The following is a 24225-nucleotide window of genomic DNA, read 5'->3' as shown; positions in this document are numbered from 1 at the left end:
CTTTCCTTAAACAATTAGAACGCTGTACCCACCTGGAACTGCAAACGCTGAATATTATCGGTCGGTGCAGATTTGTACGGAATACCATAACTAAACTTCAACGGCCCCAACGGTGATATCCATGATACTCCCAAGCCGTAGGAGTATTTTAAGACCAAGTTGATATTTTCCCCAAACGCATTACCGCCGTCCACGAAGGTAAAGACGCGCAAGGTTTTATCAATTCCGGATCCAGGCACTGGAACGGTATATTCCACGTTACCCACAATCTTAGACTGACCGCCGGTGGGCTGGTTCGCTCCAATAATGCTGTTGTAGTACTGGGGACCCAACGAACCCGGGGCATAACCACGAACCGATCCGATACCACCCACATAGTAGTTTTTGGTAATCGGGAAGGGCTTGTTACCATAAGCTTCGCCGTAACCTACCTCACCGTTAAAGGACAAAATATTGCCTTTAGAGAATGAGTGGTATTTCTGATACTGACCGTACAAACGATAGAAGGTTAAGTCACCTACAGGTGTGCCAACCTCGGCAGACAATTGCTGCAAAGATCCGTCAGATGGAATCAAAGCGCTATCGCGTCCATCGCGTGACCAACCGACTGTCAAAGGTACGTTATACGTTTGTAAACGGCCAGGAACTTGACCACCATAACTGGTTACGTAATTTTGATACGGAATTGGAGTGTTCGAAGTTGCGTAAATACTAAACACCTCAATACCAGTTCCGAAGAATACGCGGTCTACCTCAGTGTATGGCACGCCAAATTTAATATTAGAGCCTACTGATTTAATGGCGTAGTCTGGGTCACCAACGTAGTACAGCGGCTTCGATTGACGATAGTACAGGTCGGTATAACGACTAATGCCATCCTCAGTAAAGTAAGGATCATAGTTAGAGAGGGTTAAGTTTTGGTTAACCTTACCTAAGGAAGCATTCAAGCCCACGGCCGTACCGGTACCAAACGCATTATCTTGGTTAATACCGGCAGATAAGATCACTTTCTCAGTTGAGGAATAACCAGCTCCCAATGTAACTGCACCTGTTGGCTTTTCAGTGACCTTCACATTCACGTCAACCTGGTCAGATGTTCCTGGAACATCTTCAGTTGTAACGTCTGTCTCATTGAAGTAGCCTAAGCGATTGAGACGCTTTTTGGATAAGTCGATTTTGTCGCTATCAAACCATGAGCTCTCAAATTGGCGCATCTCGCGACGAATCACCATATCACGCGTCTTGGCATTACCGGAGATAGCCACTTGACGAACATAAATACGTCGCCCTGGATCTACTACCAAAGTTAAATCGACCTCTGACAATTCACGTCGAATATCAGGCTGTGGATTGATGGTTGCAAAAGCATATCCATATGAGCCCAAGACCTCCGCAATTGCCTTAGTACTCTCAGTTAAACGTGCTGAGGAGAAGGTGTCACCAGGCTTGAGTGTGATCAGCTGCATGAACTCAGCTTCTTTACCGAGTAACTCGCCAGCTAAACGAACATCCTTAACGGTAAATTTCTTACCCTCACGGATGCTGATGGTGAGGTAAATACCTTTTTTATCTGGGGTAATCGATACTTGAGTGGACTCAATCACAAACTCAAGATAGCCACGATTTAAATAGTAAGAACGAATGGTCTCCAAGTCGGCAGTTAATTTCTGCTTAGAGTAAAGATTGTCTTTGCTATACCAAGATAACCAACCGCCAGTCTTTAACTGCATCTCACCCCTGAGGGCGCCCTCGCTAAACGCTTCGTTACCAATAAAGTTAATTTCTTGAATTTTGGCAACAGGGCCTTCGTCAATATTGAAGTAAATCGCTACTTGGTTGCGCTCAACTGGGGTAACTGTTGCCACAACCTCAGCCGCGAACATGCCTTTACCGACATATTGACGTTTTAATTCTTGTTCTGCTTTATCAATTAAGGCTTTATCGTAAAAGCGTGCTTCTGCTACACCAACTGCTTTAAGCGATTTACGCACGATCTCGGGATCAAACTCTTTCATCCCGGTAAATTCAATGCGGGAGATCGTTGGGCGCTCTTCAATAATGACGATCAGAACGTCGCCTTGTGCTTGAATTTGCACATCTCTAAAGAAGCCTGTGCTGTACAAAGCCTTAATAGCTTCTGCACCTTTTTCTTCAGTAAAAGTATCTCCAACTTGAACAGGCAAATAACTAAAAACGGTTCCTGGCTCAACGCGCTGCAAACCCTCTACTCGAATATCTTTTACGACAAAAGAATCAGCCGCGTGAACCTGAGCGCTTAAAGCAAGACCCAAAATCATGAGCAGTCGCAAGACAAAACGCATCAAAAGAGAGGAAGAAGGGATTAAAAAATTCAAGGCGACAAATAGCGTTGTAAATCATTAAACAAGGCCAGTAAAGACACAAAAATCAGTATCAGGAAGCCCACTTTTTGGAGCTGCTCCTGCGCTGAGATTGAAATCCGTTTACCGGTAACTAACTCCCATGCATCATACAGGAGCTGACCCCCATCAAGCATGGGAAAAGGGAGTAGATTTAACAATCCAATGCTGATGCTGATTAGTGCCAAAAATGCCAAAAAAGGCTGCCAGCCAACCCTGGCTGACTTACCGGCCATATCAGCAATACTGAGGGGGCCACCCAGCTGCTTAATGGAGGTGTGACCCGTAAACATGCCCACCATGAGCCTCAGGGAAACCTTGCTGATGAGCCACACCCTTTGGGAGGCAAAAACCATGGCATCAATGGGGCCCAGCTGCAAGGTCTCCCAGTTATCTAAAGGGGTTAATTTAGGCAATATCCCCAACTGCATCATTGGATCACTATCTGGGCGGATTTTTGGCAAGATCTCACTAGGAAAGGCCTTTACCAGGCGCTGCCCGGCGGCATCCTCCAACTCCAGCGCAAAACCATTCTCCCCGCTCAGAGAGTCCATCAAGCTCCAGCGCAAGGCATTCCAACTGGGAACTCGGTCAAATTCACCAAAAATGGGCACAGAGCCCAAGTCCGCCCTCATTGCTTGCCATCCAATCACCCTATCCCCCGCCTCAATACCCAAATTAGCAGCGACAGAGCGCTCGGGTGGCGCCTGTAACACTGCCGGTAATTGAGGCACCCCAGAAACATAAATTACGGAAAAAAGAGTCATCGCCAGGAAAAAGTTGGCGAATGGTCCAGCCGCCACAATCAAAGAACGTTGCCACAGCGGTTTTGAATCAAACGCAAGACCACTCTCAGCCGCTGCAATCTGCTGATTGCGATCACGCCCATCTAATAACTTTACATATCCCCCTAAAGGAATGGCGGCAATCACCCACTCCGTTTGATTTTTAGCGCGATAGGTATACAGCGGTTTTCCAAAGCCAATGGCAAAACGTAATACACGCACCCCGCAGGCACGAGCCGCTACAAAATGCCCAAACTCATGAAAGCTTACAAGCACTCCTAGCGTCAGCAAAAAGGAGGCAAGGGTAATCAATGCTTGCAAATAAAATCCTGTGCGAGTTTTCTTGCCTGCGCATCAACAGACAAAATCGTTTCCAATGAATCGGCATTACTTGAAGGAATGGCATTTAGGACTTGCTCTACTACCTTAGCGATCTGCAAGTACGGCAGACCCTCATCTAGAAATGCCGCCACTGCGATTTCATTGGCTGCATTTAAGATCGCAGGACTAGTCCCTCCAGCTTTTGCGGCCGCAAAGGCTAAAGAGAGGCAAGGAAAGCGCGCCAAGTCTGGCTCCGCAAAACTCAAGGCAGCCAGTTGCGCTAAATTCAAAGGAGCAACACCCGCATCAACCCGCTCTGGCCATGAAAGTCCGTAAGCAATCGGCGTACGCATATCTGGTTGGCCCATTTGCGCCAAGACCGAACCATCGCGATAGCGCACCATGGAATGCACTACGCTTTGTGGATGAATCAATACTTTGATTTTCTCTAAAGGCAAGCCAAATAACCAGAAGGCCTCAATGACTTCAAGACCTTTATTCATCATGGTGGCAGAGTCCACGGAAATCTTTTTTCCCATCACCCAATTCGGATGAGCACAAGCTTGTGCAGGCGTAATACCGGCGAGCTGCTCAAGCGGGGTATCTCTAAATGGGCCGCCAGATGCAGTCAACCAAAGCTCTTCAACTCCCAAACTCGACTGAGGCACCTTAGCAAATCCATTTGGCAAACATTGAAAAATGGCATTGTGCTCGCTATCAATCGGGAGCAGTTCACCACCACCCCGCTGCATTGCCTGCATAAATAAATTACCGGACATGACCAGCGCTTCTTTATTTGCCAAAAGCACCCGCTTACCGGCTTGGGCGGCCGCTAAGGTAGGAACCAAACCCGCCGCACCGACAATAGCTGCCATGACTGTATCGCACCCGGATTCGGTAACGGCAGTTACCAAGGCTTGCGGTCCATATAAGACTTTTGTACGCAGCCCTTTTGCTAGGAGAAACTTTTCTAGGCGAGCTGCATCTTGCACCTCTGTGACTACAGCAATTTCTGGCTGAAATTCAATACATTGTTCGGCCAAGCGTTCCACTTGTTTACCGGCCGTGAGCGCCACCACTTTGAAGCGGTCAGGGTGTGCGCGAATGACATCTAGTGTATTGACGCCGATAGAACCTGTTGAACCTAAGATGGCAACCTGCTTTGTCATTACACCAGTCCTGCAAGCAATGCGGCAATGGGCATGGTTGGAATCAAGGCATCGACTCGGTCCAGAATGCCCCCATGACCTGGTAAAAGATGGCTGCTATCTTTAACACCCGCTAATCGTTTTAACTGCGACTCAAAAAGATCACCAAAAATACTAAACGCGGTAAGTACGGTCACCATCAAGAACATGGGTACCCAACCGAAACGAATTGCCCACGCACCAAACAAAGTGGATTCAAATGGGAGGTAATAGACGCAAAGGAAAGCGTAGACGTAGCAGAGTACAAGACCACCAAATGCACCCTCAACCGACTTACCTGGGCTAATTTGTAGAGCCAGCTTATGCTTACCGAATGCTTTGCCAACAAAGTAAGCGCCAATATCGGCAACCCATACCAAGGCCATCGTTGATAGCAAAAAGATCAGGCCCAGCTCTCGCAAGAAAACCAAAGCAAACCAGGTGGCCGGCAAAATAATAAGTCCAAGCACCACATAAAATGGACGTAGCTTCTCTAAAGAGAGATTCATTCCTCGCGCCAATATGAATGGCGCCACAAAAAACCAAAAGAGCACGGCTAAAAATAATATTGAAAACTGCCATGCTGTGTTTTGCATTCCCAATAACAGCATGATGACAGCAAAACAAAACAATGCGTATAGCCATGCTGCACGGCTAGCCTGTGGTGCTAGCAAACGACTCCATTCCCAAGCAGCTAAGACCAGAGCAAGCAAAAAGAATGCGCCGACATACACAATCGGCAATAAAAACAGTATTGGGAGCAGCACTGCCAATAAAACAAGGGCAGTAATCACGCGGGTCTTTAACATGAAGTATGGACTTTAAAAATCAAACCGTGTCGCTCATGGCTTGCGATGCAAGCTGAGCACTTGTGCGTCCAAAGCGACGTTCGCGTTGACTGAACCAATCAAAGGCTTTATGCAATTGCACCTCATCAAAATCTGGCCACAAGACATCAGTGAAATACAGCTCGGTATACGCTAACTGCCACAATAAGAAATTACTAATGCGCTGCTCACCACCAGTACGAATAAATAGATCGGGCTCTGGCGCATAAGCCATGGAGAGATGGGGCTGAAGCAAATTCTCGCTGACGTCCTCTGGCTTTAAATTTGGATTTGCCGCAAGGCAACGGCTCATCGCCTGCAAAATATCCCAACGACCACCATAGTTAGCGGCAATCGTAAAAGTCAGAGCCTTGCAACCCTTTGTCTTCTCTTCGGAAAATTGGACCATCTCCTGAATCGCTGTATCAAAACGACTGAGGTCACCAATTAAGCGTAGAGAAATATCATTCTCAGCAAGACGGGATACTTCACCCTTGAGAGATTTCAGAAATAACTTCATCAAGAAACCCACCTCTTCTGGTGGGCGACGCCAATTCTCAGAGCTAAAAGCAAAGACTGTTAAGTACTCCACGCCCAGACGACGACACTCTTGCACAATTTTTCGCACAGCACCCAAGCCTTCTGAGTGCCCTGCCACTCTGGGCATCATGCGCTTACTGGCCCAACGTCCATTGCCATCCATGATGATCGCCACATGGCGAGGAATAGCGCTTACCTCTGGAATTGCCTGAGTGGAGCTTAGGTGTTGGGTCATAAAAGAATCAAACGCAATCAGGCCTTAAACCGTCATGATCTCTTTTTCTTTTTCAGAAATGATTTTGTCAATATCCACTACTGCTTTATCGGTCATTTTCTGAATTTCATCAGTTGCGCGACGCTCTTCATCCTCAGAGATTTCTTTATCCTTAGTCAAACGCTTGAGATGCTCATTAGCATCGCGACGTAAATTGCGCACAGCAATCTTGGCATCTTCACCTTCGCTCTTAACCACCTTGGTGAGCTCGCGTCGACGCTCTTCAGTCAGAGCGGGCATTGGTACGCGAATGACAGTTCCTTGCGAAGCAGGATTCAATCCCAAATCAGAATCACGAATTGCCTTCTCAACCACAGCAACCATGGTTTTTTCGAATGGCTGGACATTGATTGTGCGAGCATCCGCAAGGCCCAAACTAGCTACTTGACTCAATGGCGTTGGATTACCGTAGTACTCCACTTGAATATGCTCCAAGATTCCGGGGTTAGCTCGACCGGAACGAATCTTTGCCAAATTAGACTTCAAAGCTTCGAGAGACTTTTCCATCTTTTGATTGGTATTGGTTTTAATTTCTGCTGCTGACATCAGGTCTCCTATTAAACGTGCACCAAAGTACCTTCAGGTTCACCTTGCACTACACGCATCAATGCGCCTGGCTTGAGAATTGAAAATACTTTGATTGGTAATTTGCGGTCACGACATAATGCAAATGCTGTGGCATCCATGACTTGTAGATTTTTGATCAGGCACTCATCAAATGTAATGGTCTTATATAGAGTGGCGCTCGGATCCTTGACTGGATCAGCACTGTAAATGCCATCTACCTTAGTCGCTTTGAGCATCACCTCAACCCCCATCTCCGCACCTCGCAAAGCAGCTGCAGTATCGGTAGTAAAGAAGGGGTTGCCAGTGCCTGCCGCAAAAATCACTACCTTACCTTCGCCCATTGCGCGAATTGCACGTGGACGAATATAGGGTTCAACGACTTGGTCCATTCGCAGCGCTGATTGCACACGCGCTTCAACGCCTTTTTGGCGCAAAGCATCTTGCAGCGCCAAGGAATTCATCATCGTCGCTAACATACCCATGTAGTCAGCAGTAGCACGATCCATGCCGGCTGCACCACCAGCAACTCCGCGGAAAATGTTTCCGCCGCCGATTACGATCGCTAGCTCTACCCCACTATTAACAACTTGGGCAATTTCAGAAACCATGGAATCAATGGTGACCGGATTGATGCCAAAAGCATCATCTCCCATAAGGGCTTCACCAGATAATTTGAGGAGGACGCGTTTGTAGCCTGGCATGTTTTTATTTTCCGTAATTTGCCAAGTAATTTACTTACTTAGCTTATTGATCTTTAAGCGCTTTTAATATCTGCAGCAAATTATAAAGGGCTTGGGAAAGATCAAAGAAAAGGGCACAGAAACTAAGGTTTCTATGCCCTTTTGGGTATTACCAACCAGTTGGGGAGACCCCAAACTGGCGATTCGCGTATTAAGCGCTAGCTTTAGAGGCGGCAGCCACCTGAGCAGCCACTTCAGCCGCAAAGTCGTCTTGACGCTTCTCAATGCCTTCACCTACAACAAACATGGTGAAACCCTTCACCGTGGTGTTGGCAGCTTTGAGCATTTGCTCAACGGTTTGCTTGTCGTTTTTAACGAAGGTTTGGTTCAACAAAGAAACCTCTTTGAGGTACTTCTGAATAGAACCTTCAACCATCTTCTCAACGATTTCTGGTGGTTTGCCAGATTCAGCCGCTTTTTGAACCGCCACGCTACGCTCAATCGCAATGGATTCCGCTGGCACATCAGCCATAGACAAAGCCACAGGCTTCATCGCAGCAACGTGCATAGCAACGTCCTTAGCAGCAGTCTCGTCACCCTCAAACTCCACTACCACACCAATACGGGTGCCATGGAGGTAAGAAACCAACTTATTGCTACCTGAAAAACGCTTAAAGCGACGCGGCATGATGTTCTCGCCGATCTTACCGATCAATGCGCTACGAACTTCATCAACAGTTTGACCATTCAATGGCAATGCGAGCAATGCAGCAACGTCAGCTGGGTTCTTTTCAGCAACCAACTTCACGCACTCATTTACAAACGCCAAGAAGTCATCATTCTTAGAAACGAAGTCAGTTTCGCAGTTCACTTCCAGTAATGCACCAGTAGTGCCATTGATTGCAGTAGCAACGATACCTTCAGCAGTAACGCGTGATGCAGCTTTACCAGCTTTGCTACCAAGCTTAACGCGCAGAATTTCTTCTGCACGAGCCATATCACCATCAGCCTCAGTCAAAGCTTTTTTGCACTCCATCATCGGAGCATCAGTTTTGGCGCGTAACTCGCCAACCATTGCAGCGGTAATAGCGGCCATTATTCAGCTTTCCCTTCTTCAACAAACTCTTCTTCACCTTCTTTAACTGCTGTCAAGATTTCTTGAACAGAGTTTGCTTTGCCTTCGAGGATTGCATCGGCAATGCCACGTGCGTAGAGGGTTACAGCCTTGCTGGAGTCATCGTTACCAGGGATGATGTAATCAACACCTTCTGGTGAGTGGTTGGTATCCACAACAGCGATTACTGGAATACCAAGCTTGTTCGCTTCAGTAATAGCAATCTTGTGGTAACCGACGTCCACTACAAAAATTGCATCTGGAACGCCGTTCAAATCTTTGATACCGCCGAGTGCTTTTTGCAATTTGTCGAGATCGCGGTCGTTTGTCAAAGCTTCTTTCTTGGAAAGCTTTTCCCAGTCGCCAGCTTCTTTAGCAACTTCCATATCTTTCAAACGCTTCAAAGAACCTTTAACAGTTTTGAAGTTGGTGAGTGTGCCACCCAACCAACGGCTGTCGATATAAGGCATACCAGCACGAGCAGCTTCTTCAGCAATGATCTCGCGTGATTGACGCTTAGTACCAACAAATAAAATCGTGCCACGATTAGCAGCAACTTGTTTTGCAAATTTCAGGGCGTCCTGAAACATTGGCAATGTTTTTTCCAAGTTGATGATGTGGATCTTGTTGCGATGACCGAAAATGAATGGGGCCATCTTTGGGGACCAGAAGCGTGTTTGGTGACCAAAATGGCAACCGGCTTCCAGCATTTGACGCATAGTTACTGACATAACTTCTCCTAAGGGTTGGTTCTAAAGTTGAGTCCTAGCTGCGCTAAAAAACGCCACCCTGGAAGGCTCAACTCGCGATTTCAAGTCCAAAATAGACCTGAGACCGAAATTATAGCTTAAATATCAATGCTCTAGACACCCCCACCCCAATCCGAACACAGGTGCCAGGCATCAAAATAGCCCTTAGAAGCGCCAAAAATGGGATATTTGCCTAAATATTAGGCAAACTGCCTCAACCAAAACTCTCCAAGTCGTTGATAATCAAGGCATGAATAGTGTATTTACTGCAGAAAAAGACATCCAAGGGATGCGTGAAGCTGGTCGCCTGGCCAGCGAAGTGTTGGACCATGTGGCGCCCCATGTTCTGGCTGGCGTTACCACTGGTGAATTGGATCGCATTTGCCATGAGTACATGCGCGATGTCCAAAAAACAATCCCAGCACCACTGAACTATCAGCCACCAGGTTATCCACCCTTTCCGGCATCGATTTGCACCTCAGTCAATGATGTGATTTGCCACGGTATTCCCGGAGAAAAGGTGCTGAAAAATGGTGACGTCGTCAATCTAGACATCACCGTGATTACGCCTGACGGATATTACGGCGACACTAGCCGCATGTTTATGGTGGGTGAAGTTTCTGTCATGGCAAAGCGTCTTACACAAATCACTTTTGAATGCATGTGGCTTGGCATTGCTCAAGTAAAGCCCGGTGCATCACTAGGTGACATTGGTCACGTCATTCAAACGCATGCTGAAAACGCAGGCTACTCAGTGGTGCGCGAATATTGCGGTCACGGTATTGGAAAAGTCTTTCATCAAGACCCACAGATTCTTCACTATGGCCGACCAGGCACAGGCGAGAAATTAGAAGCTGGCATGACCTTCACCATCGAGCCCATGATTAACGCAGGTAAACGCGACATTCGCACCATGCCAGATCAGTGGACTGTTAAAACCAAAGATCGTAGTCTCTCAGCGCAGTGGGAGCACACTTTGTTGGTAACCCAAACTGGTGTTGAAGTGCTGACCTGGTCTGAGGGTAGCAACCCACCGCCAGATTGCGTTAAAGGCCTCAACTTTAGACCCACAGCAGCCAAGATCTAATCTCATGAACAAGTCGCAAACCGCGAGCAAGATTACTGATGCAGCCAGCCTGCGCGCCGCTCGCGAAATTGCATATACCGAATTTAAAGAAACTCAGGCGGTTGGCAAGCTAACCAAACAACTGAGCAAGCTGAGCGATTCTTTACTAGCGCATTTGTGGGCTAGTTGCGGCCTAGATACGGATGCTGCATTAATTGCGGTTGGTGGATTTGGTCGAGGTGCTTTATTCCCCTATTCCGATATCGATATCTTGATCTTGCTACCGGCAGATGAAAAACAAGCGCAAGCCTTATCAAAAAAAGTCGAACAATTTGTTGCAAGCTGTTGGGATACTGGATTAGAAATTGGTTCCTCCGTTAGAACGGTAGCAGAGTGCATTTCAGAATCTGAGCAAGATATTACCGTCCGCACATCCCTTCTCGAGTCACGACTCATCTGCGGCAAGAAAACCCTTTTTAAAGACTTTGCAAAAGCATTTGAAGAAGCCATGGAACCCAAGGCTTTCTTTCAGGCCAAGCAGGCCGAACAAATACAGCGTCATTACAAATATCAAAATACGCCCTACTCCTTGGAACCCAACTGCAAAGAAAGCCCCGGCGGCTTACGGGATTTGCAGGTCATTTCTTGGGTGAGTAAGGCAGCGTTGTTGGGTGATACCTTTAAAGATCTAAACCAAGCCGGTCTAGTCACTCAACGTGAGTTAACCGAGCTAAACCGCAACCAACGTTTTTTGGAAACCTTAAGGGCAAACCTTCATTTGCTCGCTGGTCGACGCCAAGATGTAATTGCCTTTGACTTGCAAGCCCCCTTGGCCAAAGCCATGGGCATTGAGACCGACTCCTCACGCCAAGCAAGCGAAGCCATCATGCGTCGCTATTACTGGGCAGCCAAAGCGGTTACTCAATTAAATGATGTACTTTTACAAAATATTGAAGCGCTGCTCTTTCCACAAGAATCCAAAACAATCCTCCCCATTCCAGGTGAAGGCAATGAGCACTTCATCGAGCGGCAAGGTGTGCTGGATATCACAGATCCCCAGCTATTTCAAAAGCATCCTGAACAAATACTGAGAACTTTCTTGGTGTTTGCTCAAACTGCCAACGTCAAGAGTCTGTCAGCGACCATTTTTAGAGCGCTGTATAACGCACGTCAAAAAATGGATAGTAAGTGGCGCGCCAACCCAATCAATCGCGCGCTCTTTATTGAGATTCTGAAACAACCGGAAGGTGTAAGTCGCGCATTTCAGCTAATGAACCGCAGCAGTGTACTTGGCCGTTACCTCCCCGCCTTTAGAAAAATTGTTGGTCAGATGCAGCATGATTTATTTCATGTGTATACCGTTGATCAACACATTTTGATGGTCTTACGTAACGTGCGCCGCTTTATGGTGGTCGAGCATACCCATGAGTTCCCGTTTTGTAGCAGTCTCATTGCCCATTTTGAAAAGCCTTGGCTGCTTGTGATTGCTGCCTTATTCCACGATATCGCCAAAGGACGTGGGGGCGATCACTCCCAATTAGGCAGAGCGGATATGCGCAAGTTCGCCAAAGACCATGGATTAGACAAAAAAGATACTGAGTTATTGGTATGGCTAGTTGCCGAGCATCTCAATATGAGTCAGGTTGCACAAAAACAGGATATTACCGACCCCGATGTTATTCGCGCATTTGCAAAGAAGATGGGTGATGAACGCCATCTCACCGCCCTATACCTACTGACGGTTGCTGACGTGCGCGGCACCAGCCCTAAAGTGTGGAATGCCTGGAAAGGGAAGTTGCTGGAAGATCTCTATCGTGCAACTCTCAGAGTATTGGGTGGCGCCAAACCAGATGCTTCCTCCGAATTGGCGCAACATCAAGAAGAGTCTCGAGCAAAGTTACGCCTCTATGGCATCAACGATGACTTCTATGAAGAATTTTGGAAGCAACTAGACGTTGCTTTCTTCTTAAGACAAGATTCATCCGATATTGCATGGCTAACACGTCACCTTTACAACAAAGTCAATAGCGATCAACCTGTTGTAAGAGCAAGATTGTCACCAGTCGGAGAAGGGTTGCAAGTTGCAGTCTATGTCAAAGACCAAGAAGATCTCTTTGCCAGAATCTGCGCCTATTTTGAAAGACATGGATTCTCGATCTGGGACGCCCGCATTCACACCACTCGCCATGGCTACGCACTCGACACGTTCCAAATCTCTGGCAGCAACTTGGTGGATGAAGGCGGCAGCTATCGCGACATCATTCAATTGGTAGAGTTTGAATTAACCGCAGCCCTCACCAATATTGAGCCGCTACCAGCACCCAGCATGGGTCGACTCTCGAGACAGTCGCGCACCTTCCCAATTCAACCACGTGTCCATATGGTTCCGGATGACCGCGGTCGCTATTACACCCTTGCGCTTTCAGCCAGCGATAGGACTGGACTGTTGTACACAATATCCAGAGTATTAGCTAAACATCAGGTTTCGATTCACACCGCAAGAATCAACACCTTAGGTGAACGCGTGGAAGATATTCTGCTGTTGGATGCAGCTAACTTAGGCAAGAATCCCAAGCTGCAAATTCAATTAGAAACAGAGTTACTTGAGGCTTTGGGGGCTTAAAGCTTCAAATGGTTTGGCTTAGCTCAATAAAGCCAACATCGCCTCTTCATCGATTACAGGCACGCCTAGCTCCTCAGCCTTAGTAAGCTTGCTGCCGGCATCAGCGCCTGCAACGACATAGTCTGTTTTCTTAGAAACCGATCCCGCAACTTTGGCCCCCGCTTTTTCAAGAAGGTCTTTTGCTTGATCTCTTGTAAGTGTCGGGAATGTACCAGTCAGAACAAAAGTCTTGCCAGCTACTGCTGCGCTGATCACTTTTTCTTCGACGGCCAGCTGCATACCTGAGGCCAATAACTGTTCAATCACTTCACGGTTGTGGGCTTCTTGCATAAAGCTCGTGATGGAATCGGCAACAACAGGACCCACATCTTTAACTGTCAAAAGATCTTCCATACCAGCATCCATCAAGGCATGCATAGACTGATAGTGATTTGCCAAATCTTTTGCCGTTGTCTCGCCCACATGACGAATACCTAAAGCAAAGATAAATCTAGCTAAGGTAGTGTTTCTGGATTTGTTAATTGCCACAATGAGATTGTCAGCAGACTTCTCGCCCATACGCTCTAAATTAGCTAGAGCGGTAAATCCTAGTCGATAGAGATCTGCCGGAGTTCTGACTAAATTTTGATCTACCAGCTGATCGACGATCTTCTCACCTAAGCCTTCGATATCTAAAGCCCTTCTATGGGCAAAGTGAATCAGAGCCTGCTTACGCTGTGCGCCACAAAATAAGCCACCGCTACACCGCGCCACTGCCTCATCTGCTAATCGCTCAATATGAGAGTCACACACCGGACAACGTATTGGCATTTGAAACTCTTGAGTGTTTGCGGGGCGACGATCTTTAATGACGGAAACCACCTCAGGAATGACGTCACCTGCTCTGCGCACTGAAACGGTATCGCCAATGCGAACGTCTTTGCGCTTCACTTCATCTTCATTGTGTAGGGTTGCATTCGTCACCGTAACACCACCCACTTCTACTGGCGCCAATCTTGCTACAGGCGTAATTGCGCCCGTACGCCCTACCTGAACATCAATACCCAATACGGTGGTAAGTGCTTCTTGAGCGGGATACTTATGAGCTAAAGCAAATCGAGGGGCTCTAGATACAAAGCCTAGCTTAGCTTGCTCAGCAAATGCATTCACTTTGTACACTACGCCATCAATGTCATATGGCAATGAATCGCGCTTAGCGCCAATCTCGTTATAAAAGGCAAGGATCTCTTCCACAGAGTTCAAGACGCGCCGTTCTGAACAGACTGGTAAGCCTAAGTCTTCATAGGCATTTAATAGTTCTTCATGGGTTTTGGGTAACCATGTTTGAGGCTCCAACGCCCCCAAGCCATAAGCAAAGAAGGAGAGTGGTCTTTTTGCAGTGATCTTTGAATCCAACTGACGCAAACTACCTGCTGCAGCATTACGGGGATTGGCAAACTCTTTTTCACCGAGGGCAGCAGCTTGTTGATTCATCCTCTCGAAGTCCTTAAGGTACATAAAGACTTCACCACGGACCTCTAAAACTTGTGGAATATTTTTTCCAGACAACTTCAGTGGGATAGCGCGAATGGTTTTGATATTTGCAGTGACATCTTCACCGCTAGCACCATCACCACGAGTGGCGGCGCGAACTAAAGAGCCATTTTCATAGCGCAGGGAAATTGCCAGGCCATCAAATTTCAGCTCGCCAGCATATGCTACGCGATCTACATGCAGACCTTCACGACAGCGGCGATCAAAAGCAATCAACTCAGCTTCTTCGAATGCATTATTCAAAGAAAGCATCGGCACCTCATGGGTAACCGAATCAAACTCTTTGAGAGCCGTACCCCCTACCCGCTGAGACAGTGATTCTGGTGTAACCCACTCGGGGTGAGCCGCTTCAATATCTAATAACTCGCGATATAAACGGTCATACTCAATATCAGGAAGCAAGGGATTGTCGAGAACGTAATAAGCATGCTCTAAGCGGGCGAGCTCTACTTGCAAGAATGCATAACGCTCCGCTAAATTTGTCGGACTATTGGACGACAAGGTGATGTCCTAGCTAAAGAGTCTGCTAGCAGTTGAGGAGCCAGCTGCTACGCCAGATTTCTCAAGATTGGCGTAGAGAACATCTAAATGCTGACGAATACTGATTACTGCAGCTTCGCTCAGATTAATGCCATTATCGTCAACCAGTCGGCCATGGGCCGCTTGTGCAATCTCAACACCTTCACCTAACATTCTTTCAAATGCACGTTCTTCTTGAGAAACCAAAGGAACCTCTAAGAGCAATGTAACTTGTTTGACAGCTTGATTAGGATCCAATTGGGCGCTATTAAAAATGAGCGATCCATTACTGTAGAACTCATATCCTCGACCATTGCGCGCCAGTCTAAAACCACGCTGACGCATGAGGGCATCAAAGTTACCCCAAGGACATGGTTCATCAAAAAGTACATTAATACTTAGCTGAATGTCACTCTCAGCAGCCATGGCGTCTAATTCTTTGGCACTTTCCAGCATCGTATTGACACTAGGCATATCGATCTGTGAACCCAAGGTATCTGCAAGAGCTTGAGCACGGGAGCAGAAGTCAGAAAGCTCAAGCACACCAATAGCGCCACGACGGCTTGCCAACTGAACAGCCAATTGCAGCTCTGAATATTTCGCCTCAGGCTTTAATTCTTCCCAATCTTCAGCCGCATCAATATCAGCATTCAATCCTTCGCACATCCACCGTGCAGAAGAAGTGGCTTGCAGGTCAGTCCACGCCTCAATCTCTTCAAGAATTTCGGCGCCACTGATGCCCTCATCAAAACGCAATGTAATGACGCAATCAATACGAGGGTCAATGGCAAATTTTTCTGGCGCAGATATGGTTTCAGAAAGTGGGGCACCAAAACTAGGTTCAGCGCGAGCAGCATCAGGATCAGCAAAGCCCGAGCTGAAGCTAGGCTCACCTCCGAAACGATCGCCAGCAAATTCGACTTGCTCTCTTGCTCTGCGTCTTGCGCGGGAGTATTTAAAATTCAGGACGGCCACTGAAACGAGTATCAGCAGCCCGATTGCAGCCAAAGCGAATTGCAAATCAGACAAACCCAACATCGTCATGATTTGTTCTACGTACACTTAGGCAGCCTCCACCATCGAAACGGCAGATGAAATATCCACTGCCACAATTCGGGATACACCCTGCTCTTGCATCGTGACACCAATGAGTTGATGAGCGATTTCCATAGTGATCTTGTTATGTGAGATAAACACAAACTGTGTCTTATCTGACATTTTGGCAACCATCTGGGCATAGCGCAAGGTATTTGCATCATCCAAAGGTGCATCGACCTCGTCCAGCAAGCAGAAAGGCGCTGGATTGAGGAGGAAGAGTGAGAAGACCAGTGCAATAGCAGTCAGGGCTTTCTCACCACCGGAGAGCAAGTAGATACTGCTGTTCTTCTTACCTGGTGGCTGAGCCATTACCTGAACGCCAGCATCCAAAATCTCTTCACCAGTCATCACCAACTCAGCATGACCACCACCAAACAACTCAGGGAAGAGTTTGCCAAAGTGGCTGTTCACCTGATCGAAGGTGCCTTGCAACAAGTCGCGTGTTTCAGCATCAATCTTCGCAATCGCATCGGTCAATGTTTGCATCGCTTCATTTAAGTCAGCTGATTGGGCATCCAAGAACTGCTTGCGTTCACGTGAGCTAGCTAGCTCATCTAAAGCAGCCATATTGACAGGACCTAAAGACTGAATTTCGGAGTTCAAGCGATTGACTTCACTTTGCAGCGCGCCCACCTTGAGATCAGGACTGAAGTTGGCTTCTAGCGCACTTAAATCCGCTTCTGCATCAGACAATAAGGTAGCAAATTGCTCATAGTTCAAACGAGCAGCCTGTTCACGCAATTGCAAATCTACTACTTTGTCACGCATCGGTTGCAAGCTACGTTCAACTTGTAAACGTGCCTCATCCGCTTCCCGCAACTGATGCAAGAGAGCGTCTTGCTCTGTACGCGCATTAGCCAAAGCAGCTTCACGTGCGCTACGAGCCAATAACAAACCTTGTAATTTTTCTTGAGCCTCTTCGTCGCTCAAGGTCTCTAGCTCTTGGCTGGCTACATCATGCTTATCTTGAATCTCCATGATCTGGGTACGTGCCGTACTCTGATCACGCTGTAAATCTGCAATGCGTTGCTGTAATGAACGAGTAGCAAATGCAGCTTCTTGCGCAGCCATTTCAGCCGCTCGTAATGATTCACGCAAACGATCACGCTCTTGCGTAGCCAACTCTAATTTTTCTTGCGCCAAAGCCAAAGCTTCTTGTAGGCCTTGCTTTGATTCCTCAGATTGAGCCAACTCAGTAGCTGACTGCTCTTGAGTTTGCGTCAATTGCTCCATTTGCTGACGCAATTCACCCAGTTCATTTTGAATTTGAGCTGCACGTTGACTGTATTGCTCTTCGGCCTGAGTCAACTGCATTCTTTCCACTTCAAAACCATGTGCCTCTTGAACGGCATGCTCAGCATTCAAGCGTGCTTGCTCTGCAGCCTGGTGCGCAGCTTGGTAATTCGCTACACACTGATCTAGTTCACCCTGCAATTCACTCTGCATGAGTTTTTGAGCACGCAATTGCTTCTCGAGACTTTCCATCTCTTGAGCGCGCGCCAACATGCCCGCTTGCTCAGAGTCCGCTGCATATAACTGCACACCAACACGACTTACTAAGTGGCCTTGTTGGGTAACAAATGCACCACCCGCAGGTAATTTCTCGCGACGATGTAAAGCATCTTCTAAGCTGGAAGCGATGTAAATGTTATCTAGCCACTCTTGCAATACTGAAGTCAGCCTTGGTGCACCAGCGCTTTGTACGCGACTAAGCAAAGGTGTGAAATCTGCTGGTGCAGACGTATGCGCTGGGGTAATTTCTTCGGTCAGCAAAATTGCCAAACGACTTGGAGGCGCATCATTTGCTAAGGCTAATGTCTCTTGCACGCTCTTCGCTGTCACTGCAGCCAAACGCTCACGTAATACAGACTCTAGCGCAGCTTCCCAACCACTCTCTACTTTGAGTTCTTGCCAGAGACGCTTGCTCTCTTTGAGGCCCTTACTCTCTAACCATGGGCCAATCTTGCCCTGGGCTTGAACGCTTGCCTGTAATGCGGTTAAGGCCGTTAACTTGGCCTCGGTTTGAGCGAGATCCTGATTGGCAGTCTGAATCTTTTGCTGAGCTGCATTGCGAGCCTCATCAGCAGCAGGAACGCGCTGTTGTGTTTCACCTGCACGCTGTCTTGCCTCTTCCACTTTGCGCTGCGCCATAGCATGACGATCAACCGCCATCTGCAATGCTTCAGCATCCGGTCTACGCATCCCATCAAGCTCACTGGTGAGACGTGATTCACGACCCTTTAATTCATCTGCCTGCGCAGAGATTGCACGAATACGCTCACCCAAACTAGCGAGACGCTGCTCAATCGAAGCCAAACTCTCGCGAGCATGATTCAGTTCGCGTGATGCTGTTTGATAACCCTCTTCACGGCTAGGCATTTGCTCTTGCAAGCCATTGAGGTCTGCTAATAAAGTTTGCTCTTTCTCAGATGCTTCATTGAGCTCATGCTCAGCAGTACGTTGTGCTTGCGCAGCATCGGTCTCTTGAACAGTCCAACGTTGGAGTTGGGCCTGTAAATCCTGTGTTTGTTGTTGCAAGCGTTGACGCGCTTCTTGCACATAATGAATTTGTGACTCAACCTGACTAACATCCGCATTGGTTTGATAAAGCTCACCTTGCGCTTCAGATACTTTGTCTTGCAATGCGTACTGTTGAGTGCGCATAGTTTCTAATTCAGCCTCGGCATGACGCAGCTTAGCGGTCTGCTCTTCAAGTCCTACTTGGGTGTCACGGATACCGTTGGCATGGCGCTCTTGCTCTTTGCCGGCCTCGGTTTGACGCACAAACCACAACAACTGTTGTTGTGATTTCATCTGCGTAGAAAGCTCTGCATGGCGCTCGGCAACAGTAGCTTGTTTTTCTAAGCGAGTGAGTTGTTGGTCGAGCTCACGCAAAATATCTTCAACGCGTGTTAAGTTCTCAACCGTGTCTTCTAAACGCGCAGCAGTTTCTTTACGGCGCTCTTTATATTTAGAAACACCAGCAGCTTCTTCCAAAAATACACGCAACTCTTCTGGCTTTGCTTCCAAGATGCGGTTGATCGTACCCTGCCCAATAATGGCGTAACCTCTTGGACCCATACCCGTACCCAAGAAAATATCTTGGATATCTTTACGGCGAACGACTTGATTATTGACGTAATAGCTTGAATTGCCATCACGCGTTAAAACGCGCTTAATACCCAATTCAGTAAAAGCACTCCACTGACCTTGTGCACGACCTTCGGTATTATCAAAAATGAGTTCTACGCTGGCACGACCAGAGGGTTTACGTAATCCAGAACCATTAAAGATGACGTCTTGCATGGATTCGCCACGCAATTCACTAGCCCGAGATTCGCCCAAAACCCAGCGAACGGCGTCAATAATGTTCGACTTTCCGCAACCGTTAGGCCCTACAACACCAATTAATTGGCCAGGCATTTCAAAATGGGTTGGGTCAACGAAAGACTTAAAGCCGGAAAGTTTGATGGATTTCAGTTGCACGGCGTACTTTGCAGGGAAAAAGGGGTTCAAATAAAGAGGTAAAAATATACAGCTAAAGTGGGAAGATGATAGCAAGCTTGGGGCTACTTAGACGTGTTTTTGCCCCATCGATATAATGATAAATCTACCTTCAGGGACAAAATCCCTTAACAATCTGATAGTTAACCGAAAAGCATGAGCCAATCACCACAAAACATCATCGAACAAGCCTGGGAAGACCGTGCAAACCTCTCACCTACAAGCGCCCCAGCTGACATCCGAAACGCTGTAAATGCCGTTTTAGAAGGCTTAAATGCTGGCACTATTCGCGTTGCCGAGCGCCAAAGCGTTGGCAAGTGGGAAGTTAATCAATGGGTTAAGAAGGCCGTATTGCTGTCTTTCCGCCTAGAAGACAACCAACCCATGAGCGCTGGGGGTTATACCCAGTTCTACGATAAGGTTCCTAGCAAGTTTGAGAACTACACCGCTGCAGACTTTGCCGCTGGTGGATTCCGCGTAGTTCCGCCTGCCGTAGCCCGTCGGGGCTCATTTATCGGCAAAAATGCCGTTTTAATGCCCTCTTACGTCAATATTGGCGCCTATGTTGGTGAAGGCACTATGGTGGATACCTGGGCAACTGTAGGTTCTTGTGCCCAAATCGGTAAAAACGTTCACCTCTCTGGCGGCGTCGGCATTGGCGGTGTATTAGAGCCAATCCAAGCCGGGCCAGTCATTATTGAAGATAACTGCTTTATTGGCGCCCGCTCTGAGGTTGTTGAGGGCGTAGTGATCGAGGAAAACGCTGTTTTATCCATGGGCGTCTACATTGGTCAAAGCACCAAGATCTATGATCGCGAAACCGGCGAAGTACATTACGGTCGCGTTCCTGCCGGCTCAGTCGTTGTTCCGGGTTCCCTGCCTTCTGCTTGCGGCAAATACAGCTTATATGCCGCAATCATTGTGAAGAAGGTAGATGCTCAAACGCGAGCAAAGACCGCTATTAACGAATTACTGCGCGACTAAACCGAACATGAGCGCCACTCTCGAGCTTACCGAAGCTCTCATCTCTTGCCACTCCGTCACCCCAGCTGATGGCGGGTGCCAAGATTTGATTGCCAAAAGACTTCAAGCAATTGGCTTTCATACGGAGAGTGTTGTTAGTGGGCCAGAGGATTTTCAAGTTACCAATCTTTGGGCAATTAAAAAGGGGAAGTTGGGGGATGCAGGTAAGGTGTTAGTGTTTGCCGGTCATACCGATGTTGTCCCTACCGGCCCCCTTGAAAAGTGGACCAACAATCCCTTTACCCCCACCATTCGTGATGGCATGCTCTATGGACGTGGCGCGGCCGATATGAAAACCTCTTTAGCAGGCTTTGTTGTTGCTACCGAAGAATTTGTTGCTACTCATCCTGATCATCAAGGCGCAATTGCCTTCTTAATTACGAGTGACGAGGAAGGTCCAGCCAATGATGGCACTGTCATCATGTGTGAGCGCCTCCAAAAGCATGGGCAACGCCTTGATTACTGCGTCATTGGAGAGCCTACTTCAGTTGATCGCCTCGGCGACATGATTAAGAACGGACGTCGCGGCTCTTTATCTGGAAAGCTGAAGATCAAAGGTATACAAGCCCACATTGCCTATCCCCATTTAGGCAAAAATCCGATTCATCTTTCTGCTCCCGCAATCACTGCATTGGTAGAAACCGAATGGGATAAGGGCAATCAGTATTTCCAACCCACGAGCTTTCAAATCTCGAATGTGCATGCAGGTACTGGCGCAAATAATGTCATCCCCGGTGAGTTGGTCATCGACTTTAATTTCCGCTTCTCCACTGAGAGCAAACCAGAACAACTGCGTGAGCGCCTCGAAACTATTCTCAAAAATGCAGGATTAGAGTTTGAGATTCACTGGGTATTGGGTGGTAGCCCCTTTATTACTGGTGATGGCGCTTTAGCAGGTGCATTACGTAAAGCAATTAAAGACGAAACCTCGGTAGACACAGAACTCTCCACCACCGGCGGCACCAGCGATGGCCGCTTTATTGCCAAGATCTGCAAAGAGGTTGTCGAGTTCGGTCCATTGAACGCAACAAGCCACAAAATCGATGAATGCGTCATCGTTGATGATGTCGAGCCTCTTAAGAATATTTATCGCAAAACGCTTGAGCAACTCATCGCTTAAGCCCTCGCTCACCCCATCCCCCTAACTTCCACTTCATCCATCATGGACCCTGAGCCTTCACAAGCCCTTTCAGTAAATCAGTGTATTGAGCTGGTTGCACAAAAACTAGCAGCAGCCAATTTGCACTACGGGCATGGTGCGATTGATGCCCAAAGCGAAGCGCTTTGGATTGTGAGTAAACAACTGGATGTCAGCCCAACCGAGGCTCTGGATCTGTTAGATCAAGATATCTCCGCGGAGCAGCAACGCATATCACTTGCTATTGCAGAGGAAAGAATTGCTTCCCGCAAACCGCTTGCCTATATCTTGGGTGAGGCCTGGCTCATGGGTGTGCCGTTTTTCTGTAGCGAACAAAGTATTGTTCCGCGCTCCTGGATTGCAGAACTGATTGTGGATGGTTCATTAGAGCCTTGGCTGCCAGCAGACGGTAAAGCCTTAGATCTTTGTACCGGGAATGGCTCACTAGCAATTTTGCTAGCGCTCTCTTGTCCAGACATTCACGTGAGTGCATGCGACATTAGTCTGCCCGCTTTGTCAGTAGCAGCGCGTAACGTAGATCGCCATAGCTTGAACTCTCAAGTTGAACTACTAGAGGGTGATTTATGGGATGCGCTACCAGAGCCAAACGAAGACAATCTATTTGACCTCATCATTTGCAACCCCCCTTACGTCAATGCCCAATCGATGAATGCACTGCCTGCGGAATACCATGCAGAGCCATCGCTTGCACTTGCTGGCGGCGAGGATGGTATGGACTTAATCCGAAAAATTATTGCACAAGCCCCCGACTATCTCTCAGAGCGCAGCGCCATCTTGATTGAGATAGGTAATGAGTATGAGAACTTCAAAAAAGCTTTCCCACAAATTCCAGTGATTTGGATGGAAGTATCTGCGGGTGAAGAACAGGTGCTACTGATTCAAGCAGAAGACCTGCGTTAATTAGTAATTAGCTAAGCTCTGCTGCAGCAGCAATTGCTTGATCGATCCGCTCTACAGGAATTACCTTCAGGCCAGGAATCTTAGTTTTAGGCATATTGGCTTTCGGAATGATCGCCACAGTAAAGCCCAACTTAGCAGCCTCTTTGAGACGTTCCTGACCACGGGGGCAAGGACGAATCTCTCCAGCCAAGCCGACCTCACCAAAGACAATCAGCTCTTTCGGTAATGCACGATTGCGAATCGAAGACTGAATCGCCAAGAGTACCGCCAAGTCAGCGGCCGGCTCTGAAATCTTAACGCCACCTACTGCGTTTAAGAAAACATCTTGATCAAAACAAGCGACCCCTGCATGGCGATGCAGTACTGCCAACAGCATTGCTAAACGTGCCTGCTCTAATCCCACTGCTAGACGACGGGGATTAGGCACATGGGCGGTATCAACTAAAGCCTGAATTTCCACTAAGAGCGGCCTACTGCCCTCTTGAGTCACCAGTACACATGCACCTGGAACCATCTGCTCATGCTGCGACAAGAAAATGGCCGAAGGATTGGTGACGCCGCGAAGACCTTTTTCAGTCATCGCAAAAACACCCAACTCATTGACTGCACCAAAACGATTTTTAATTGAACGCACCAAACGGAATGAGGAATGGGTATCGCCCTCAAAGTACAACACGGTATCGACAATGTGCTCTAAAACGCGCGGACCTGCTAAATGACCATCTTTAGTGACATGCCCCACCATCAACACGCAGATACCGCTCGACTTTGCTGCTCTGGTGAGTTGCGCAGCGCATTCTCTTACTTGTGCCACAGAACCAGGCGCTGAACTGAGCACTTCAGAATATAAAGTTTGAATGGAATCGACCACCAATACTTGTGGCTTCACTGTATCCATAATAGAAATGAGTTTTTCCAATTGAATTTCCGCTAGCACTTCTAATTGCGGCGCATCTAGTGCAATTCTTTTGGCACGCAATGCAATTTGGGCTGCTGATTCTTCACCACTACTATAGAGAACATTCATTCCGGCAGCACTCATTTCTGCGAGCGCCTGAAGCAATAGAGTAGATTTACCAATGCCAGGATCGCCTCCAAGCAGCACCACACCACCAGGCACCAATCCACCGCCTAGTACGCGATCAAACTCTTCTACACCAGTACTAAATCTTGGTAAATCTTCAGCGGTAATGGCAGAGAGCTTTTGTCTTGGTAAAGATTGAGCTAAACCCTGAAAGCGAGAATTGGATGTTGTCTCGGGTAAGCCCTCTTCCATCGTGTTCCAGGCTTGGCAAGAGGGGCACTGTCCTTGCCATTTTGCAGATGTGCCGCCACAAGATTGGCAGATGTAAACCGTTTTGACTTTGGCCAAGAGATA

18 protein-coding genes are annotated in these 24225 nt (G+C 47.7%); 5 read left to right on the top strand and 13 right to left on the bottom strand.

Annotation, left to right across the window (positions count from 1 at the left end; genetic code table 11):
- Positions 1-14 precede the first annotated feature (14 nt).
- From bamA to rpsB, 9 genes are all read right to left on the bottom strand, one after another.
- A complete protein-coding gene (gene bamA / locus ICN24_RS03925; RefSeq protein WP_216221461.1) occupies positions 15-2321 on the bottom strand; it encodes an outer membrane protein assembly factor BamA in 2307 nt (768 codons plus the stop codon).
- Positions 2322-2350: 29 nt separating this feature from the next.
- Positions 2351-3484 (bottom strand): RIP metalloprotease, encoded by a 1134-nt coding sequence (locus ICN24_RS03920; RefSeq protein WP_216221460.1) that lies wholly within the window; start codon positions 3482-3484, stop codon positions 2351-2353.
- Positions 3472-4653: a 1-deoxy-D-xylulose-5-phosphate reductoisomerase gene (ispC, locus tag ICN24_RS03915; protein ID WP_216221459.1), complete on the bottom strand. Its 1182-nt coding sequence runs from the start codon at positions 4651-4653 to the stop codon at positions 3472-3474. Before ispC ends, ICN24_RS03920 begins: the two co-directional genes overlap by 13 nt.
- Entirely contained in the window at positions 4653-5480 is an 828-nt protein-coding gene (locus ICN24_RS03910) for a phosphatidate cytidylyltransferase (protein WP_216221458.1), read from the bottom strand. The genes ispC and ICN24_RS03910 overlap by 1 nt, the downstream gene beginning before the upstream one ends.
- A gap of 19 nt (positions 5481-5499) precedes the next feature.
- Entirely contained in the window at positions 5500-6273 is a 774-nt protein-coding gene (gene uppS, locus ICN24_RS03905; protein WP_216221457.1) for a polyprenyl diphosphate synthase, read from the bottom strand.
- Positions 6274-6297: 24 nt separating this feature from the next.
- The gene (gene frr, locus ICN24_RS03900; RefSeq protein WP_216221456.1) at positions 6298-6858 is read right to left on the bottom strand and encodes a ribosome recycling factor; all 561 of its coding nucleotides are present in this window, start codon (positions 6856-6858) and stop codon (positions 6298-6300) included.
- Positions 6859-6869: 11 nt separating this feature from the next.
- A complete protein-coding gene (gene pyrH, locus ICN24_RS03895) occupies positions 6870-7580 on the bottom strand; it encodes a UMP kinase (protein ID WP_216221455.1) in 711 nt (236 codons plus the stop codon).
- A gap of 190 nt (positions 7581-7770) precedes the next feature.
- Positions 7771-8655 carry a translation elongation factor Ts gene (gene tsf, locus ICN24_RS03890; RefSeq protein ID WP_216221454.1) on the bottom strand — a complete coding sequence of 295 codons (885 nt, stop codon included), beginning with the start codon at positions 8653-8655 and terminating at the stop codon, positions 7771-7773.
- On the bottom strand, positions 8655-9404 hold the full coding sequence (gene rpsB, locus ICN24_RS03885) for a 30S ribosomal protein S2 (protein ID WP_071467757.1): 750 nt from the start codon (positions 9402-9404) through the stop codon (positions 8655-8657). Before rpsB ends, tsf begins: the two co-directional genes overlap by 1 nt.
- 205 nt (positions 9405-9609) lie before the next feature.
- Between rpsB and map the strand changes: the two genes are divergently transcribed.
- Both map and ICN24_RS03875 read left to right on the top strand, forming a co-directional pair.
- Positions 9610-10509 carry a type I methionyl aminopeptidase gene (gene map, locus ICN24_RS03880; protein ID WP_216222222.1) on the top strand — a complete coding sequence of 300 codons (900 nt, stop codon included), beginning with the start codon at positions 9610-9612 and terminating at the stop codon, positions 10507-10509.
- A gap of 4 nt (positions 10510-10513) precedes the next feature.
- Entirely contained in the window at positions 10514-13111 is a 2598-nt protein-coding gene (locus tag ICN24_RS03875) for a [protein-PII] uridylyltransferase (RefSeq protein WP_216221452.1), read from the top strand.
- A gap of 18 nt (positions 13112-13129) precedes the next feature.
- Here the strand turns inward: ICN24_RS03875 and ligA are convergent, their stop codons facing one another.
- Genes ligA through smc form a run of 3 tightly spaced genes read right to left on the bottom strand, consistent with a single transcriptional unit; the run spans position 13130 to position 19747 of the window.
- Positions 13130-15145: an NAD-dependent DNA ligase LigA gene (gene ligA / locus ICN24_RS03870; RefSeq protein ID WP_216221450.1), complete on the bottom strand. Its 2016-nt coding sequence runs from the start codon at positions 15143-15145 to the stop codon at positions 13130-13132.
- Between the two features lie 9 nt (positions 15146-15154).
- Positions 15155-16225, bottom strand: coding sequence for a cell division protein ZipA C-terminal FtsZ-binding domain-containing protein (locus ICN24_RS03865; protein ID WP_370623098.1), 1071 nt, complete (start codon positions 16223-16225; stop codon positions 15155-15157).
- On the bottom strand, positions 16226-19747 hold the full coding sequence (smc, locus tag ICN24_RS03860; RefSeq protein ID WP_216221448.1) for a chromosome segregation protein SMC: 3522 nt from the start codon (positions 19745-19747) through the stop codon (positions 16226-16228).
- Between the two features lie 174 nt (positions 19748-19921).
- Here smc and dapD point away from each other — a divergent pair, with 174 nt between their 5' ends.
- From dapD to prmB, 3 genes are read left to right on the top strand one after another with little or no spacing between them, the layout of a single operon-like run.
- Positions 19922-20749 carry a 2,3,4,5-tetrahydropyridine-2,6-dicarboxylate N-succinyltransferase gene (gene dapD / locus ICN24_RS03855; protein WP_216221446.1) on the top strand — a complete coding sequence of 276 codons (828 nt, stop codon included), beginning with the start codon at positions 19922-19924 and terminating at the stop codon, positions 20747-20749.
- Between the two features lie 7 nt (positions 20750-20756).
- Entirely contained in the window at positions 20757-21908 is a 1152-nt protein-coding gene (dapE, locus tag ICN24_RS03850) for a succinyl-diaminopimelate desuccinylase (protein ID WP_216221444.1), read from the top strand.
- A 42-nt stretch (positions 21909-21950) separates the two neighbouring features.
- Positions 21951-22847 (top strand): 50S ribosomal protein L3 N(5)-glutamine methyltransferase, encoded by an 897-nt coding sequence (gene prmB / locus ICN24_RS03845; RefSeq protein ID WP_216221443.1) that lies wholly within the window; start codon positions 21951-21953, stop codon positions 22845-22847.
- Between the two features lie 7 nt (positions 22848-22854).
- Here the strand turns inward: prmB and radA are convergent, their stop codons facing one another.
- Positions 22855-24219 carry a DNA repair protein RadA gene (gene radA, locus ICN24_RS03840; protein WP_215348679.1) on the bottom strand — a complete coding sequence of 455 codons (1365 nt, stop codon included), beginning with the start codon at positions 24217-24219 and terminating at the stop codon, positions 22855-22857.
- Positions 24220-24225 lie beyond the last annotated feature (6 nt).

Origin of the sequence: Polynucleobacter sp. UK-Kesae-W10, assembly GCF_018881575.1 — a bacterium.
Lineage (GTDB): Bacteria > Pseudomonadota > Gammaproteobacteria > Burkholderiales > Burkholderiaceae > Polynucleobacter.
The sequence above is the reverse complement of the archived record's forward strand: the minus strand, read 5'-3'. Positions and strand labels throughout refer to the sequence as shown.